This is a genomic window from Kitasatospora sp. NPDC001664 (assembly GCF_053596675.1).
In genome coordinates this window covers 1-15,602 of the sequence record NZ_JBSFGS010000038.1, presented here as the reverse complement: position 1 = coordinate 15,602, position 15,602 = coordinate 1, and the positions used below count along the sequence as shown (strand labels likewise).

Here is a 15,602-nt window from a genome sequence, read left to right as displayed (position 1 = left end):
GGCCCCTCCTTCCGGAGGGGCCACGGCCCTCTGTCGCACCACCTGTCAGAGAGTCGGCAGCCAGCCCGTCTGGACGGTCTGGCCGGCGGACTGACGGCGGGTCACCAGCACACCGCGGCCCGGGGGCAGCGGCTGCGGCTTGACGGTGCCCAGCAGGGCGCCCTCGGCCTTGTCGCCGGAGAGCAGCATGCCCTGGCCGCCGAGCTCCTTCATGCGCTGCATGACCGGCTCGAACAGCGAACGGCCGGCGCCGCCGGCGCTGCGGGCGATGATCACGCGCAGGCCGATGTCCCGGGCGAACGGGAGGAACTCGGCCAGCGGCGCCATCGGGTTGCCCGAGGAGGTGGCGACCAGCTCGTAGTCGTCCACGATCACGAACATGTCCTTGCCGGTGTACCAACTGCGGTTGCGCAGTTGCTCCGGGGTGATGTCCGGGCCCGGGAGGCGCCGCGAGCAGGCGCCGCGCAGCATCTCCACGATCGAGGACATCGCCGGGGCGGCGGCCGCGTACTCCACCAGGTACTCCGGCGGGACGACGCCCAGCAGCGAGCGGCGGAAGTCGCCGACCACGATGCCGGCCTGCTCCGGGGTGTACCGCTCGGTGATCTGCTTGATCAGCATGCGCAGCACGGCCGACTTGCCGGACTCGCTCGCACCGAAGACCAGGAACAGCGGGTCGGTCTCGAAGTTGAGGAAGACCGGCGCGAGTTCGACCTCGTCCACACCGAAGGCGACGCCCAGCTCGGGGTGCTCGAAGCCCTTGGGCAGCGAGTTCCCGTCGAGCACCGCGGGCAGCATCCGGACCTGCGGGGCGCGCTGCCCGGTCCAGCCCGCGTCCACCTGGGCGACCAGGTCGGCGACCCCGTCGACCAGGTCCTCGATGGTGCTGTTGCCGTCGAGGCGGGGCAGGCCCGACAGGAAGTGCAGCTTGTCCGCGGTCAGACCGCGGCCGGGCTGGCCGGCCGGGACGTTCTGCGCGACCTTGCGGTCGATCTCGGACTCCATCGCGTCACCGAGGCGCAGCTCGGTGCGGTTCTGCAGCAGGTCCTTGAGGGCCGGCCGGACCTCCGCGTAGCGGGCGGCGGTCACGATCACGTGCACGCCGTAGCCGAGACCGCGCTGGGCGATGTCGGCGATGACCGGCTCCAGGACCTCGAACTCCTGCTTGAAGGTCAGCCAGCCGTCGATGATCAGGAAGACGTCGCCGAACTGCTCGTCCGGGAGCTGCCCGTTGGCCCGCTTGGAGCGGAAGGTGGCGATGGTGTCGATGCCGGTCGAGCGGAACAGCTCCTCGCGCCGGTTGAGCACCCCGTGCACCTCGCTGACGGTGCGTCGGACCTTCTCCACGTCCAGACGCCCGGCCACACCACCGACGTGCGGCAGGCCCTGCAGGGCCTGGAAGCCGCCACCGCCGAAGTCCAGCATGTAGAACTGCACCTCGGCCGCGGTGTGGGTGACGGAGAAGCCCGCCACCATGGTGCGGATCAGGGTGGACTTGCCGGAGCGCGGACCACCGACCACCAGGCCGTGGCCGGCCGCGCCGGAGTAGTCCTGGTAGAGCACGTCGCGGCGCTGGTCGCGCGGCTTGTCGACGATGCCGACCGGCACCACCAGACGGCCGAGCGCGCCGAACTCCGGCGAGGTGAGGCCGCGTTCGGAGGTGACCTGGAGCGGCGGCACCAGCTGGTCCACCGACGGCGGGGTCTCCAGCGGCGGAAGCCAGACCTGGTGGGCCGGCGGGCCCTGGGAGATCATCCGCTGCACGAAGACGTCGAGCATGGTGTCCAGCAGCGAGTCGTCGATCTCCTCGGCGGCCTCCTCGACCGGGACCTCCTCGACCACCGGCTCGACCACCTCGACCTCGGCGGCGGTGAACAGCACCGGCTGGGCGGTGACCACCCGGCCGCCGGAGACGACCTGCTGGCCCGGCGGACGGTACGGACCGGACACGTACGCGGCCCGGAACCGCTCCATCACGTCGGAGCCGAACTTGAGGTAGCCGACACCCGGGATGGGCGGCAGGTGGTACGCGTCCGGCACGCCGATCGCGGCCCGCGACTCGGCGGCCGAGAAGGTGCGCAGACCCAGGCGGTAGGAGAGGAAGGTGTCCAGACCGCGGAGCTTGCCCTCCTCCAGACGCTGGGAGGCGAGCAGCATGTGCATACCGAGCGAACGGCCGATGCGGCCGATCTGGATGAACAGGTCGATGAAGTCCGGCTTCGCGGTGAGGAGTTCGGAGAACTCATCGATGATCATCAGCAGCGAGGGCAGCGGGTCCAGCGGGGCGCCGGCGGCGCGGGCCCGCTCGTACTCGTTGATGTTCGCGTAGTTGCCCGCCGAGCGCAGCAGCTCCTGACGGCGGTTCATCTCACCCTCGATCGCATCGCGCATGCGGTCGATCAGGGTGGCCTCGCCCTCCAGGTTGGTGATCACGGCGGCGGTGTGCGGCATCTCCGCCATGCCGGCGAAGGTCGCACCACCCTTGAAGTCCGCGAGCACCAGGTTGAGCACCTCGGAGGAGTGCGTGACCGCGAGCGCCAGCACGATGGTGCGCAGCACCTCGGACTTGCCGGAACCGGTCGCGCCGACGCACATGCCGTGCGGGCCCATGCCCGCCAGCGAGGCCTCCTTGAGGTCCAGCCAGACGTACTCGCCGTTCTGGCCGACGCCCAGCGGCACCTTGAGCTTCTCCGAGACCGGCTTCGGCCGCCAGTGCCGGGCCGGGTCGAAGGAGCCCGGGTCGCCGGTCTCCATCATCTCGGTGAAGTCCATCGAGACCAGCGACGGGTCGCCGTCGTCACCGCCGGCCGAGACCCGGAACGGCGCCAACTGCCGCGCCAGCGCCTCGGACTGCCAGGACGACAGGGTGTCCGGCTTGCCCGAGTACGAGGCACCCGAGGCGGACTCCAGCAGCAGCCGGTCCTTGGTCAGGGTGACCACCAGGTGGCCGCTCGGCTCGTCCAGGTCACCCGGCACCACCTCGATGATGGTGACGTTCTCGACGCCCTCGACCCCGGCCAGCACCGAGTCGTGCGGGACGGAGGCCCCGTCCATCACGACCACCAGGTGCGGCTGGTCGGCGGAGGGAATGGAGTCCCGGGAGAAGCCCTTGCGGCCGTTCAGCTCGGTGGCCAGCAGCACCTCCAGCTCGCCCAGCCCGGTGGCGATCAGACGGCGCGAACCGGCGCCGTCGGTCTCCTTGCGGTGCTGGGTGTGCGGCAGCCACTTGGCCCACTCCCACTCGTCCACCGCGCCGGGCGCGGCGGCCACCCCGATGACCAGGTCGTCGGGGGAGTGCAGGGTCGCCAGCTGGGCCAGCATCGCGCGCACGTTGCCGTACACGGTGTCCGGGTCGCCGCAGACCGTGATGTGGTAGAAGGCGCGCAGCGAGACCGCCAGCGGCAGGTCCTGCAGGGTGCCGTGCGCGGTCAGGAAGTCCTTCATCGCGGCCGCCGAGAGCGGCTCCAGCTCGTCCAGCGGAGCGGTCTCGGGCGCCTTCAGCGGGGTGTTCAGCTGCTGAGGGCCCTGGCCGAGCCGGATCTGCGCGAAGTCCGGGTCGCTCGGCCGCCGCTCCCAGAGCCGGCGGCCCTCGGCGACGATCGACCAGAGCTGGTCCGGCTCCGGGTGCAGGAACAGCTGCGCGCCGCGCTGCCGGTCCGCGGTGCGGCGGACCTGACGGCGCATCTGCTGCAGGTACTTCAGGTAGTCGCGGCGCTCGTCCGCCGTCCCGGCGCTGCCGCCCTTGCGGGCCTTGACGACCTGCGCCACCGCCATCGCGGCGGTGGAGGCCACCATCAGCACGCCCATCATCTTCATCGGCCCCTGGCCGTTGAAGAGGAAGGCCGCCGAACCGCCCATGCCCAGCAGCGGCAGCAGGGACATCATCCAGTCCTCGCCACCGGCCCGCGGCAGCTCCGGTGGCGGCACCAGCTCCACCGGCTCGTCCGGTACCGGCGGCGGATACGCCCGCGCCGGACGCTTGACCGTAATCACACTCACTGGCATCAGCCCTCACGCACACGCAACTGGACACGTACGGGTATTGAGGGCGCCCCGTGTGTGATGACGCCGCCCCCGCTCCGCCGATCGCAGGCGCCCCGGGGTCGCGCGTCATCGCCCCCCGTACGCCTCGCGCAGGGGCCCACCCTACTGGGAGCACGTCAACCGTTCGAGCACGGGGGCGTAACTCGCCTGCTCCGCACCGGCTTGACGCTCCGTCCGGGGGCAGGTATCCCGGCCCGAACCATCTGACGGTAGGGTGTCGCCGCGCCAACTCTTGGTCGGGTCGTGCCAATTACCGGCCCCGAGCGGGCGCCAAGCTGACAACGGACACAGCAACAGGGGGAAGCGCCGGTGAGCTCTAACGCCACTACCGGATTCTGCCGGGTCACCGTCGTGGCGCCGGACAGCCGGATCGACGTCGCACTGCCGGAGGACGTTCCGCTCGCGGACATCTACCCCGAGGTGCTGCGGCTCTCCGGGCAGACCCAGGTGGACGGTGCGCCGACCGGCTTCCACCTGGTGCGCCGCGACGGCACGGTGCTGGACAGCGGGCTCCCGCTGGCCGCCCAACAGGTGCGCGACGGGGATCTGCTGAGCCTGCGTCCGTTCGCGGAGTCGCTGCCGCCGGCCGTCTACGACGACGTGGCCGACGCCATCGCCAGTGCGGTCGGTGCCGACCACCGCTTCTGGAGCCCGGAGCTGATGCGCTCCTTCGGCCTGATCGGGGCGGGCGTGCTGCTCACCCTGCTCGGCTTCGCGCTCTGGTTCGCCGACCTCCGGCACGACATGCACGGCCTGCCCGGGATCCTGGCCGGCGTCACCGCCGTGGTGCTGGTCGCCTTCGCCGGCGTCCGCGCCCGGGTGTACCAGGACCACGACGCCGCCCTCGCGCTCGGCCTCGGCGCCCTGCCGCACACCCTGATCGCCGGCAGCGGCATCGTCGCGGTGGCCACCGTCGGCGACGGCCCCGGCCGTCTCCAGCTGCTGGTCGGCTGCGTCGCCGTCCTGGTGGTCTCGGTCCTGTTGGTCGGCATGCTCCCGGAGAAGGACTCGGCCTTCGTGGCCTCCGCCTTCCTGGCCGCCTCCGGCACCCTGGCCTCCTTCGCCGCCGTCCTGCTCTCCGACACCCCCGCCACCGACATCGCCGCCGTCACCGGCGTCGCGGCCGTCGCGGCCGTCGGCTTCCTGCCCGCGCTCTCCGCCCGCTTCGCCCGCCTGCCCGTCGGCTTCAACGCCCCCGGCCAGACCCGCACCCGCGGCAGCTCCTACGCCGAGGAGGCCGCCGCCTCCGAGACCGTCCAGTACGAGCGGATCGCCCACCAGGCCCGCCGCGGCCACGAGGTGCTGGTCGGCCTGGTCGGCGGCTGCGCCGCCACCGTGATCGGTGCCTGCACCGTGCTCGGCTTCAGCGACCGGCAGTGGGGCGAGCTGCTGGCCCTGGCCATCGGCATCGCCACCATGCTGCGGGCCCGCCTGTTCCGCTACACCGGCCAGGTCTTCGCCCTCACCATCGCCGGCCTGATCAGCCTGGCGCTGCTGATCATCGGGCTCTCGCTGCACACCCCGCAGTTCATCCTCACCTCCACCACGTCCTCCTCGGTGGACCTGCGGACGGTCTGGCTCTCCGCCTCCATCGCGGCCGGCGCGGCCATCCTCACCGGCATCGCCCTGGTCGTCCCCCGCCTGGGCGTCTCCCCCTTCTGGGGCCGCATCCTGGACATGGTCGACGGCCTGACGCTGGTCGCCCTGGTCCCGCTCGCCCTGGCGGTCCTCGACGTCTACGGCCTGATCCGCGGCGCCACCGGCTGACCGCGACCCGCTGACGAGGCCCCACCGCGCCCGTCGTCACCCCTGCGGCAAGGGGCGGCGGCGGGCGCTGGTACTCTTGGTCAGTCCGAGTTCAGTCAGACCCCTGTGCCGTCTACCAAGGGTCACTCGGAAAACCTTGAAGGAGATGCCGTGGCTCTCGCCGCTGACGTCAAGAAGCAGATCTTCGCCGAGTTCGGCCAGAAGGAGGGCGACACCGGCTCTCCCGAGGTTCAGGTCGCGATGCTCTCCCGCCGGATCTCGGACCTGACCGAGCACCTCAAGTTCCACAAGCACGACCACCACTCGCGTCGTGGCCTGCTGATCCTGGTCGGCCAGCGCCGCCGCCTTCTCCAGTACCTGGCCAAGAAGGACATCGAGCGCTTCCGTACCCTGGTGGACCGCCTCGGCATCCGCCGCGGTGCCGCCGGCGGCGCCCGCTAAGACCGCTGCAAGGGGCGGCTCCCCGACACCGGGGAGCCGCCCCTCGCTGCATACCCGAACGAGAACGGCGCACCCCGCCGCACCGCACGCGTCCTAATGACGAGCTCGGTAGGGTGTGAATTTGTAAAGTGAGGGGCATGCCCGGTCATGGTGCCGACACGACGTCGGCCCGACCCAGGCAACAAACGCACTCACCCAGCGGGGAGAAGGGCCTCAAACGGAGGCCGCCCGCATCCGGAGGAGCGTCCAGACGCGACCGCCGACCAGGCCCGAGAGGCGCCGGTCCTCGGTAGTGGCCCCCGGGAGTCCCCACCGCGGGAAGCCCCGGAGGCTTCGATCGAAGACCGGCCCGAACTGCCCAGGGCCGCCGGCAGACAGCAGCGCTGACGCTCCTCCGGGAACGTACGAAAGAGGAGATCTTCCAGGTGGAAGAGAACGTGTTCTACGCCGAGGCCGTCATCGACAACGGCAGCTTCGGCACCCGCACCATCCGTTTCGAGACCGGCCGCCTGGCCCGTCAGGCCGCCGGCTCCGCCGTGGCCTACCTGGACGACGACACCATGGTGCTGTCGGCCACCAGCGCCTCCAAGCAGCCGAAGGAGCACTTCGACTTCTTCCCGCTGACGGTGGACGTCGAGGAGCGGATGTACGCCGCGGGCCGCATCCCCGGCTCGTTCTTCCGTCGTGAGGGCCGGCCCTCCGAGGACGCGATCCTCACCTGCCGCCTGATCGACCGCCCGCTGCGCCCGTCCTTCGTCAAGGGCCTGCGCAACGAGGTCCAGGTCGTCTGCACCGTCATGGCGCTCAACCCGGACCACCTGTACGACGTGGTGGCCATCAACGCCGCCTCGGCCTCCACCCAGCTCGCGGGCCTGCCGTTCTCCGGCCCGATCGGTGGCGTCCGGGTCGCGCTGATCAAGGGTCAGTGGGTGGCCTTCCCGACCCACTCCGAGCTCGAGGACGCCGTCTTCGACATGGTCGTGGCCGGCCGCACCCTGCCGGACGGCGACGTCGCGATCATGATGGTCGAGGCCGAGGCCACCACCAAGACCATCACCCTGGTGGGCGAGGGCGCCGAGGCTCCGACCGAGGAGGTCGTGGCCGCCGGTCTCGAGGCCGCCAAGCCGTTCATCAAGGTGCTCTGCGCCGCCCAGGCGAAGCTGGCCGCCCAGGCCGCCAAGCCCACCGGCGAGTTCCCGGTCTTCCTGGACTACCAGGACGACGTGCTGGCCGCCCTGACCACCGCCGTCAAGGGCGAGCTGGCCAAGGCGCTCACCATCGCCGGCAAGACCGAGCGCAACAACGAGATCGACCGCATCAAGGGCATCGCCGCCGAGAAGCTCCTGCCGGAGTTCGAGGGCCGCGAGAAGGAGATCGGCGCCGCCTACAACGCGCTGACCAAGAAGATCGTCCGCGAGCGCGTCATCACCGACAAGGTGCGCATCGACGGCCGCGGCGTCACGGACATCCGTACGCTGGCCGCCGAGGTCGAGGCGATCCCGCGCGTGCACGGCTCCGCCCTGTTCGAGCGCGGCGAGACCCAGATCCTGGGCGTCACCACGCTGAACATGCTCCGCATGGAGCAGCAGCTCGACACGCTCTCCCCGGAGACCCGTCGCCGCTACATGCACAACTACAACTTCCCGCCGTACTCGGTCGGCGAGACCGGCCGCGTCGGTTCGCCGAAGCGCCGCGAGATCGGCCACGGCGCGCTGGCCGAGCGGGCGATCCTGCCCGTGCTGCCGACCCGCGAGGAGTTCCCCTACGCGATCCGCCAGGTCTCCGAGGCGCTGAGCTCCAACGGCTCCACCTCGATGGGCTCGGTCTGCGCCTCGACCATGTCGCTGCTGAACGCGGGTGTCCCGCTGAAGGCCGCCGTGGCCGGCATCGCGATGGGCCTGATCTCGCAGGAGATCGACGGCGAGACCCACTACGTCACGCTGACCGACATCCTCGGTGCCGAGGACGCGTTCGGCGACATGGACTTCAAGGTCGCCGGTACCCGCAACTTCATCACCGCGCTGCAGCTGGACACCAAGCTCAACGGCATCCCGGCCTCCGTGCTGGCCGCCGCGCTGAAGCAGGCCAAGGACGCCCGCCTGCACATCCTGGACGTCATGAACGAGGCGATCGACGCCCCGGACGAGATGTCGCAGTACGCGCCGCGCATCATCACCATCAAGATCCCGGTGGACAAGATCGGTGAGGTCATCGGCCCCAAGGGCAAGATGATCAACCAGATCCAGGAGGACACCGGCGCCGAGATCACGATCGAGGACGACGGCACCATCTACATCGGTGCCAGCGACGGTCCGGCCGCCGAGGCCGCCCGCACCACGATCAACCAGATCGCCAACCCGACCATGCCGGAGGTCGGCGAGCGTTACCTGGGCACCGTGGTGAAGACCACGACCTTCGGTGCGTTCGTGTCGCTCATGCCGGGCAAGGACGGCCTGCTGCACATCTCGCAGATCCGCAAGCTCGCCGGTGGCAAGCGCGTGGAGAACGTCGAGGACGTGCTGGCCGTCGGCGCCAAGGTCCAGGTCGAGATCGCCGAGATCGACCCGCGCGGCAAGCTCTCGCTGATCCCGGTCGTCGAGGGCGAAGAGGGCGACGCCGCCCCCGCCGCCGAGTAGTAACGCTTAACCCAGGGGCGCGAGGAACCGCGCGACCAGCCGTGCACTATCCGCACTGGTTGGTCGGCCGCGCAGTTCCTCGCGCCCCTGGTTCGTGCATGGTTCCGACTGAGAGGTACTACCCCGTGGCCCAGGCCAGCGCGGCGCAGCAGCGCCCCGGCTCCACCCGGACCCTGCTCAAGGGCGTGGACGGCGCCGGCACCGTGCGCCGCACCGTCCTCCCCGGCGGTCTGCGGGTCGTCACCGAGACCCTCCCGACGGTCCGCTCCGCGACCTTCGGCATCTGGGTCGGCGTCGGCTCCCGGGACGAGACCCCGGCGCTGAACGGCGCCACCCACTACCTGGAGCACCTGCTCTTCAAGGGCACCGCCCGCCGCACCGCGCTGGAGATCTCCGCCGCGCTGGACGCGGTCGGCGGCGAGATGAACGCGTTCACCGCCAAGGAGAACACCTGCTACTACGCGCGGGTGCTCGACACCGACCTGCCGCTGGCCATCGACGTGGTCTGCGACATGCTCACCGGCTCGCTGATCCGGCCCGAGGACGTGGAGGCCGAGCGCGGCGTCATCCTCGAGGAGATGGCGATGGCCGAGGACGACCCGGGCGACGTGGTGCACGACCTGTTCGCCAAGGTGATCTACGGCGACACCCCGCTGGGCCGCCCGATCCTCGGCACCCAGGAGACGGTCACCAACCTGACCCGCGATCAGATCGCCGGGTTCTTCCACCGCCGCTACAAGCCCGAGCAGCTGGTGGTCGCCGCGGCCGGCAACCTCGACCACGCGACCGTGGTCCGGCAGGTCCGCAAGGCCTTCGCCCCGGTCCTGGCCCGCTCGGCCGGCCACCCCGCCGAGGTCCGCAAGGGCGTCCGCGCGCTGCGCACGGCCGGCAAGGTCGAGGTGCTCAACCGCCCGACCGAGCAGGCCCACCTGGTGCTGGGCGTGCCCGGCGTGCCGCGCCACGACGAGCGCCGCTGGGCCCTCGGGGTGCTCAACGCCGCGCTCGGCGGCGGGATGAGCTCGCGGCTGTTCCAGGAGGTCCGGGAGAAGCGCGGGCTGGCCTACTCGGTCTACTCGTACTCCTCCTCGTACGCCGACAGCGGCCTGTTCGGCATCTACGCCGGCTGCCAGCCCAAGCGGGTCGAGCAGGTGCTGGAGATCTGCCGCGAGGAGCTCGCCAAGGTGGTCGCCGAGGGCATCACCGAGGAGGAGCTGCGCCGCGCGATCGGCCAGATCTCCGGCTCCACCGTGCTCGGCATGGAGGACACCGGCTCGCTGATGAACCGGATCGGCAAGGCCGAGATCAGCTACGGCCAGCACCTGTCGGTCAGCGAGATGCTGGAGCGGATCGCCGCCGTCACCCTGGACGAGGTCCACGCGGTGGCCCGGGACGTGCTCGGCGCGCACCGGCCCTCGCTCGCACTGATCGGCCCGATCAACCAGAAGCGGGCCGACGCGCTCGCCGCCCTGCTCGCCTGACCATCCCGTTGGCCTGAGAGGACATCTGACATGACGTCTGTCGCCGTGATCGGCGCCACCGGCCGGATCGGCTCGGAGGCGGTCAAGGCCGTCACCGCCGCCCCGGACATGGAGCTGACCGCCGCGCTCAACCGCTCCTCCTCGCTGGAGGAGCTCAAGGGCGCCGAGGTCGCGGTCGAACTCACCCACCCCGACGCGGTGATGGCCAACCTGGAGCACTGCGTCCGCAACGGCATCCACGTGGTCACCGGCACCACCGGCTGGACCGAGGAGCGGCTGGCCACCCTGCGCGGCTGGCTGGCCGAGGCCCCCGGGGTCGGCGTGCTGATCGCCCCGAACTTCTCCATCGGCGCGGTGCTGTCGATGAAGTTCGCCCAGCAGGCGGCCAAGTACTTCGAGACCGTTGAGGTCGTCGAGCTGCACCACGACCACAAGGCGGACGCCCCCAGCGGCACCGCCACCCGCACGGCCCAGCTGATCGCCGCCGCCCGGGAGGAGGCCGGCCTGCCCCGGCAGTCCGACCCGACCACCCACGGCCTGCCCGGCGCCCGCGGCGCCGACGTGGACGGCGTCCCGGTGCACTCGGTCCGGCTGCGCGGCCTGCTGGCGCACCAGGAGGTGCTGCTCGGCGACACCGGCGAGACCCTGACGATCCGTCACGACTCGCTGCACCACAGCTGCTTCATGCCGGGCATCCTGCTCGGCGTGCGCAAGGTGGCCGAGCACCCGGGGCTGACCTTCGGCCTCGAGCACTTCATGGAGCTCTGAACACGGCATGACCTCCCGCACCGGCTTCTTCCTGCTCTCGGCGGCGCTGCTGCTGGTCTCGCTGATCTGCATGGGCGAGGGCGTCCAGCTGATCGCCACCGGCAAGCCGCTCGGCATCGGCCTCGGCGTCTGCGCCTTCGTCGTCCCGGCGATCGGGGTCTGGTTCCTGCGCCAGACCATGCGGTTCGGGAAGGCCAGCGAGCGGCTCGCCAAGGAGCTGGAGGCCGAGGGGGGCCTCCCGGTGGACGAGCTGCGCCGCACCGCCGGGGGGCGGATCGACCGGGCGTCGGCCGACGAGGTGTTCGCCCGCCGCAAGGCGGAGGCGGAGGCGGCACCGGGGGACTGGCGGGTGTTCTTCCGCCTGGCGGTGGCGTACGCGGACGCGGGTGACACGCCACGGGCCCGCAAGGCCATGCAGCACGCGATCAAGCTGCACGGGAGCAACGAACCGATTGGGAGCAAGAGTTGAGCAGCGAAGTGAAGTTCCGGGACGACGTGACGGTGCAGTTGGTGCGCAGCGCCGCCGCCGACTCGGACGTCATCTGGGCCGCCCGGGTCTCCACCGCGGGTGAGCAGTCGCTGGAGGCACTGGCCCAGGACCCGGAGAAGTCGGCCGGTCTGATCAACTTCCTGATGCGGGACCGCCACGGCACCCCCTTCGAGCACAACTCGATGACCTTCTTCATCAGCGCGCCGATCTTCGTCTTCCGCGAGTTCCACCGGCACCGCAGCGGCTGGTCGTACAACGAGGAGTCCGGCCGCTACCGCAACCTGGAGCCGGTCTTCTACGTGCCCGGCGCCGACCGCAAGCTGGTCCAGCAGGGCCGCCCGGGCCGGTACGAGTTCGTGGACGGCACTCCCGAGCAGCAGAGCCTGGTGAACGAGCGGATGGAGGAGGCCTACCGGGCCTCGTACACCGCCTACCAGGAGATGCTGGAGGCCGGCGTCGCCCGCGAGGTGGCCCGGGCCGTGCTGCCGGTCGGCCTGTTCTCCTCGATGTACGCCACCTGCAACGCCCGCTCGCTGATGCACTTCCTCTCGCTGCGGACCAAGAAGGAGAACGCCACCGTGCCGTCCTTCCCGCAGCGCGAGATCGAGATGGTCGCCGAGGGCATGGAGGCGGCGTGGGCCGAGCTCATGCCGCTCACCCATGCGGCCTTCGAGAAGCACGGCCGCGTGGCCCCCTGACCTGGGCCGACGGGCATAGGAGTGGCATGTCCGGCATGTCTGGATTGCGGTGATTCTGAGCGCTCCCTAGGCTCAGGTCACGGATTCCGGTGCTGCTCGAACCCCCGAGCGAGTAGCACCGGAATCCCATGCCGGGACCGGAACGGACGGCTGACGGGCCGTCAGTACCACGCCACACCTGTCCGAACCCTGGACCGCTCCGGATACCCCCGGGGTGCCTACGAGTAGTTTTGGACACATGGCTCCGACCTCCACCCCCCAGACGCCTTTCGGCCGGGTCCTGACCGCGATGGTCACCCCGTTCACCGCCGACGGCGCGCTCGACCTCGACGGCGCCCAGCGCCTCGCCACCCACCTGGTGGACTCCGGCAACGACGGCCTCGTGGTCAACGGCACCACCGGCGAGTCCCCCACCACCAGTGACGCGGAGAAGGCCCAGCTGGTCCGCGCTGTCGTGGAGGCGGTCGGTGACCGGGCGCACGTCGTCGCCGGGGTCGGCACCAACGACACCCACCACAGCGTCGAGCTGGCCCGCCAGGCCGAGGCCGCGGGCGCCCACGGCCTGCTGGTGGTCACGCCGTACTACAACAAGCCCCCGCAGGAGGGCATCTACCGGCACAACGTGGCGATCGCCGACGCCACCGGACTGCCCGTGATGCTCTACGACATCCCCGGCCGCTCCGGCGTCGCGATCAGCACCGAGACCCTGGTCCGCCTCGGCCAGCACCCCCGGATCGTCGCCAACAAGGACGCCAAGGGCGACCTGGGCGAGGCCTCCTGGGCCATCGCCCGCTCCGGCCTCGCCTGGTACTCCGGCGACGACATCCTGAACCTGCCGCTGCTCTCGGTCGGTGCGGTCGGCATCGTCAGCGTGGTCGCCCACGTGGTGGCCGGCGAGCTGCGCGCCATGCTCGACGCCTTCCGCGAAGGCGACGTGGCGAAGGCCACCGCGATCCACCAGAGCCTGCTGCCGGTGTTCAGCGGTATGTTCCGCACTCAGGGCGTGATCCTCACCAAGGCCGCGCTCGACCTGCAGGGCCACCCGGCCGGGCCGCTCCGCCTGCCGCTGGTCTCCGCCACCGAGGAGGAGATCGCGCGGCTGAAGGAGGATCTCGCCGCCGGCGGGGTACACCTGTAAACGACAAGACGTGCGCGCCCCGGCTCGCCGGGCCTCCCGAGGCCTGCCGCTGGACCGGACCGAAGGCGCGAGGCATCAGACCTGGCAAGTAGGAAACCATCGAAGCACGCACGCCACGTGTCAGCAGGGGAGGACCCCCGGGGCATGTGGCGTGCGTCGTAAGGAGAGTCTTTTGAGCCACCCTCACCCTGACCTCGGCACGCCCCCGGCCCTCAAGCCCGGCGCCATCCGGATCACCCCGCTCGGCGGCCTCGGCGAGATCGGCCGCAACATGACCGTGCTGGAGCACGCGGGCCGGCTGCTGATCATCGACTGCGGCGTGCTCTTCCCCGAGGACGAGCAGCCCGGCGTCGACCTGATCCTGCCGGACTTCAGCTCCATCCGGGACCGCCTCGACAAGATCGACGGCATCGTCCTGACGCACGGTCACGAGGACCACATCGGTGCCGTCCCGTACCTGCTCCGGGAGAACCCCGACATCCCGCTGATCGGCTCCAAGCTGACCCTCGCGCTGATCGAGGCCAAGCTCGCCGAGCACCGGATCCGCCCGTACGTCCTGGAGGTCAAGGAGGGCGACCGCGAGCGGATCGGCCCCTTCGACTGCGAGTTCATCGCCGTCAACCACTCCATCCCGGACGCCCTGGCCGTCGCCGTCCGCACCCCGGCCGGCATGGTCGTCGCCACCGGTGACTTCAAGATGGACCAGCTCCCGCTGGACGGCCGCCTCACCGACCTCCCGGCCTTCGCCAAGCTGGCCGAGGAGGGCATGGACCTGCTGCTGGTGGACTCCACCAACGCCGAGGTCCCCGGCTTCATCCCGCACGAGCGCGACATCTCCGCGGCGCTGCGCAACGTCTTCGCCAGCGCGGAGAAGCGCATCATCGTGGCCTCCTTCGCCAGCCACGTGCACCGCATCCAGCAGGTGCTGGACGCCGCGCACGAGCACAAGCGCAAGGTCGCCTTCGTCGGCCGCTCGATGGTCCGCAACATGGGCATCGCCCGTGACCTCGGCTACCTCAAGGTGCCGGGCAACATGATCGTCGACGTGAAGACCCTGGACGACCTGCCGGACAAGGACGTCGTCCTGGTCTGCACCGGCTCCCAGGGCGAGCCGATGGCGGCGCTGTCCCGGATGGCCAACCGCGACCACCAGATCCGGATCGTCGAGGGCGACACCGTCATCCTCGCCTCCTCGCTGATCCCGGGGAACGAGACCGCGATCTACCGCGTCATCAACGGCCTGACCCGCTGGGGCGCCAACGTCGTCCACAAGGGCAACGCCAAGGTGCACGTCTCCGGCCACGCCTCGGCCGGCGAGCTCCTGTACTTCTTCAACATCTGCAAGCCGAAGAACCTGATGCCGGTTCACGGCGAGTGGCGCCACCTGCGTGCCTGCGCCGACCTCGGCATCAAGACCGGTGTCCCGAAGAACCGCACCGTGATCGCCGAGGACGGCGTCGTGGTCGACCTCGAGAACGGCGTCGCCAAGATCGTCGGCAAGGTGCAGGCCGGCTACGTGTACGTCGACGGCTCGTCGGTCGGCGACATCACCGAGGCCTCGCTGAAGGACCGTCGGATCCTCGGCGAGGAGGGCTTCATCTCGGTCTTCGTGGTGGTCGACTCCAACAGCGGCAAGATGGTGAGCGGCCCGACCATCCAGGCCCGCGGCTCCGGCATCGACGACGGCGCCTTCGCCCCCGTGGTGGCCCGCCTCCAGGAGGCCCTGGAGAAGTCGGCCGGCGACGGGGTCCTGGAGGTCCGCCAGGTCCAGCAGCTGGTCCGCCGCACCATCGGCAAGTGGGTGGCGGACAACTACCGCCGCCGTCCGATGATCGTTCCGGTGGTCGTGGAGGTCTAGACCTCTCGGTTTGACTTGGGGCAGCCCGGTGCGTAACGTTCTCCGGGTTGCCCCAAGCGGCCGAAAGAACTTCTCCGAGTGAAATCGGGAAGGAAAAACGGCCCGAAGAACTCTGGTAGAGTTCGGGAGCGCCGAAAGGCGAAGAGCGAAATCGGAAAGCGAAACTCCGGGAAATCGGAGCGGAAGACATCTGATAAGCTCGAAACACGAACGAAGCGCCCGGAGGGCCCGCTGGAAGGCGGACCGAAGGAAGCCACCGTTCCTTGAGAACTCAACAGCGTGCC

10 protein-coding genes are annotated in these 15,602 nt (G+C 70.5%); 9 read left to right on the top strand and 1 reads right to left on the bottom strand.

All coding sequences use genetic code 11. The features are described from left to right. Positions 1 to 45 precede the first annotated feature (45 nt). Positions 46 to 3,999: a type VII secretion protein EccCa gene (gene eccCa, locus ACWCYY_RS35570; RefSeq protein ID WP_380149485.1), complete on the bottom strand. Its 3,954-nt coding sequence runs from the start codon at positions 3,997 to 3,999 to the stop codon at positions 46 to 48. Positions 4,000 to 4,353: 354 nt separating this feature from the next. On the opposite strand from eccCa, the gene eccD reads away from it, so the two are divergent. From eccD to ACWCYY_RS35525, 9 genes are all read left to right on the top strand, one after another. Beyond that, the gene (eccD, locus tag ACWCYY_RS35565) at positions 4,354 to 5,811 is read left to right on the top strand and encodes a type VII secretion integral membrane protein EccD (RefSeq protein WP_380149486.1); all 1,458 of its coding nucleotides are present in this window, start codon (positions 4,354 to 4,356) and stop codon (positions 5,809 to 5,811) included. A 150-nt stretch (positions 5,812 to 5,961) separates the two neighbouring features. Further along, entirely contained in the window at positions 5,962 to 6,252 is a 291-nt protein-coding gene (rpsO, locus tag ACWCYY_RS35560) for a 30S ribosomal protein S15 (protein WP_345288773.1), read from the top strand. 425 nt (positions 6,253 to 6,677) lie between these two features. Then, positions 6,678 to 8,888 carry a polyribonucleotide nucleotidyltransferase gene (locus ACWCYY_RS35555; protein WP_345288774.1) on the top strand — a complete coding sequence of 737 codons (2,211 nt, stop codon included), beginning with the start codon at positions 6,678 to 6,680 and terminating at the stop codon, positions 8,886 to 8,888. A 98-nt stretch (positions 8,889 to 8,986) separates the two neighbouring features. Further along, a complete protein-coding gene (locus ACWCYY_RS35550) occupies positions 8,987 to 10,366 on the top strand; it encodes a M16 family metallopeptidase (RefSeq protein WP_380149487.1) in 1,380 nt (459 codons plus the stop codon). A gap of 30 nt (positions 10,367 to 10,396) precedes the next feature. Then, positions 10,397 to 11,134 (top strand): 4-hydroxy-tetrahydrodipicolinate reductase, encoded by a 738-nt coding sequence (gene dapB / locus ACWCYY_RS35545; RefSeq protein WP_345288776.1) that lies wholly within the window; start codon positions 10,397 to 10,399, stop codon positions 11,132 to 11,134. Between the two features lie 7 nt (positions 11,135 to 11,141). Then, positions 11,142 to 11,603: a tetratricopeptide repeat protein gene (locus ACWCYY_RS35540; RefSeq protein ID WP_345288777.1), complete on the top strand. Its 462-nt coding sequence runs from the start codon at positions 11,142 to 11,144 to the stop codon at positions 11,601 to 11,603. After that, a complete protein-coding gene (gene thyX / locus ACWCYY_RS35535) occupies positions 11,600 to 12,322 on the top strand; it encodes an FAD-dependent thymidylate synthase (protein WP_345288778.1) in 723 nt (240 codons plus the stop codon). The genes ACWCYY_RS35540 and thyX overlap by 4 nt, the downstream gene beginning before the upstream one ends. Positions 12,323 to 12,560: 238 nt before the next feature. Beyond that, positions 12,561 to 13,460, top strand: a complete 900-nt coding sequence (gene dapA, locus ACWCYY_RS35530) for a 4-hydroxy-tetrahydrodipicolinate synthase (RefSeq protein ID WP_449798425.1) — start codon at positions 12,561 to 12,563, stop codon at positions 13,458 to 13,460. 172 nt (positions 13,461 to 13,632) lie between these two features. Then, positions 13,633 to 15,318 (top strand): ribonuclease J, encoded by a 1,686-nt coding sequence (locus tag ACWCYY_RS35525; protein WP_345288781.1) that lies wholly within the window; start codon positions 13,633 to 13,635, stop codon positions 15,316 to 15,318. Positions 15,319 to 15,602 lie beyond the last annotated feature (284 nt).